The organism is Streptacidiphilus sp. EB129 (genome assembly GCF_041262645.1).
Taxonomy (GTDB): Bacteria; Actinomycetota; Actinomycetes; order Streptomycetales; family Streptomycetaceae; genus Streptacidiphilus.
In genome coordinates this window covers 1-2,142 of the sequence record NZ_JBGCCS010000098.1, presented here as the reverse complement: position 1 = coordinate 2,142, position 2,142 = coordinate 1, and the positions used below count along the sequence as shown (strand labels likewise).

At 73.8% G+C, this 2,142-nt stretch carries 2 protein-coding genes and 1 pseudogene; all 3 read left to right on the top strand.

Annotated elements, in window-relative coordinates:
- The first annotated feature begins 293 nt into the window (after window positions 1-293).
- Window positions 294-983, top strand: a complete 690-nt coding sequence (locus tag ABH925_RS37580; protein ID WP_370156123.1) for a WhiB family transcriptional regulator — start codon at window positions 294-296, stop codon at window positions 981-983.
- Window positions 980-1,987, top strand: coding sequence for an alpha/beta fold hydrolase (locus tag ABH925_RS37575; protein WP_370156121.1), 1,008 nt, complete (start codon window positions 980-982; stop codon window positions 1,985-1,987). Before ABH925_RS37580 ends, ABH925_RS37575 begins: the two co-directional genes overlap by 4 nt.
- A gap of 15 nt (window positions 1,988-2,002) precedes the next feature.
- Window positions 2,003-2,142, top strand: a pseudogene (locus ABH925_RS37570) (glutamate 5-kinase); the annotation flags it as partial.

The following is a 2,142-nucleotide window of genomic DNA, read 5'->3' as shown; positions in this document are numbered from 1 at the left end:
ACCCAGATGGCCGACCAGCTCCACCACGCCACCACCCACCAAGGACCCGGCAACCTCACCACCCTCCTCACCGGAACCGACACCTGGACCGTCGAGCAGACACCCACGCCCACCGGCTGACACGGCACCCGCGACGGGCTGCAACGCCACGAGAGCACTGGAGACACCCGCACTTCGACAGCTGACGACTGACGGCCGATCACCCCCGAATCTCGACCAGCCGCGGCCACCACCACGCCTGCCGTTCCGCTCTCGGCGGGCGTGTCCACCACGCCAAGAAAGGGTCGACCGACATGCGCCTCGCCCACACCCCGCTCACGTCCGACGAGCCCGCCGCCGGCATCCGGATCGAGCCCAGCGACAGCACCGCACCACCCACGCCGGTGCCCGACGCGCGGCCCGCGGTGCCCGGGGCGCCGGCCACCCCGGCGCCCGCCGCCGAGCCGGTCAGCCCCCGTGCCCGGGCCCGCGCGCTGGCCGCGCGGCGGCGCCGGCAGGCGCCCTGGACCGGCCAGGCCGCCTGCCGGGGCGCCGACCCGGAGACCTTCTTCCCGCACGGCCAGGGCCCCGAGGACGTCAAACGGGAGGCCACCGCCAAGTCCTACTGCGCCCGCTGCCCGGTGGCCATGTCCTGCCTGCGGGACGCCCTGGTCTACGAGGAGAACGTCGGGGTCTGGGGCGGGCTCAACGTCAAGGAACGCCGCGAGCTGCGGCGGGTCTCGCAGACGCTGGGCCAGGTCAACCCGGAGCTGCTGGTACGGCTGGAGAACGGCGCCCAGGTCCGGCCGCGGCCGGTGGACCGGGTCTCCCTGGTCTGGGCGCTGCGGATCCGCGGCTGGGCCCAGCCGAACATCGCCACCGCCCTGGGGCTGACCATCAGTCAGGTCCGGCACGCCTGCCAGCAGGCCGAGTACGCCGCGCTCTGCGACAGCGCGGACGGCGACTGGACGCGTGCCGGCGACGCACAGGACCAGGCGTCATGAGCACGGCCACGCTGCGCACCCGCACCCCCCGGTTGCGGCCCCGGCTGACCACCGACGACGGCGCGGAACTCGCCGTCTACGCGCACGGCGACCAGCACTCCCCCGTCACCGTCCTGCTGGTCCACGGCTGGACCATGGCGGCGGAGGACTGGCGGCCGCACGTCGAGGGGCTGACCCGCCCGCAGCACGACCTCCCGCCGCTGCGGGTGGTCAGCTTCGACCAGCGCGGCCACGGCCAGTCCACCCGCGGCGACGCCCCGCTGAGCACCGAACTGCTGGGCCAGGACCTGGCCCGGGTGCTGGCCTGGACGGTCCGGCACGGCGCGGGTCCGGTGATCCTGGTCGGCCACTCGATGGGCGGCATGTCCATCCAGCAACTCGCGGTCCAGCGACCGGAACTGTTCGGGGACGACATCATCGGAACGATCCTGGTCTCCACCTCGGTCAGCGAGGTCGGTCCGACCGCCGGCGGCCCGGTGGCCGGCTACCTGGAGCGCCAGCGGGCCCAGGTGCAGCGGGCGGTGATCGAAACCCTGCTGCGGTCCCCGCAGATCGCCCGGCCCGTGCACCGGCTGCTCACCGGCCCGCTGTCGCACCCCCGGACCGCACCGCTGTGGAAGGCGGCCCTCGGTCCCGGACCGGACGCCGAGATGGCCCGGGTCAGCGCCCGCGACTTCCGCTACACGCCGGTCCACTGGATCTGCGACTTCTACGCCGCCCTGGCCGCGCACCACTGCACCGGGCTCCTCGGCGCGCTGGCCGACGTGCCGACCCGCGTCCTGGTCGGGGCCATGGACCGGTGCACCCCGATCGACCAGGCACGCAGCCTGGCCCGGGAGATCCCCGGGGCGGTGCTCCAGGTCGTCCCGCGCATCGGCCACGACCTTCCCTACGAACAGCCCGGATACGTGGTGGACGCGGTGGTGACGCTGATCCGCGAGATCCGCCGCCCACTGCCCGACCTGAACGGCCGGGCCGTCCGTTCGACCGCAGAGATCCGCTGACCCGGGAGCGACGGAATGACGGTTCATCAGGCCCCCGGCGCGGAACCGCTCCGCGCCGATGTGCTGAATGCGCGTCGGATCGTGGTCAAGGTCGGTTCTTCCTCGTTGACGACGGCGTCGGGGGGGTTGGATGCGGATCGGGTGGATGCGTTGGT

Excerpts from the sequence above, each read along its gene's own strand:
- ABH925_RS37575 (WP_370156121.1), top strand. The coding sequence starts at position 980 with ATGAGCACGGCCACGCTGCGCACCCGCACCCCCCGGTTGCGGCCCCGG.
- ABH925_RS37580 (WP_370156123.1), top strand. The coding sequence starts at position 294 with ATGCGCCTCGCCCACACCCCGCTCACGTCCGACGAGCCCGCCGCCGGC.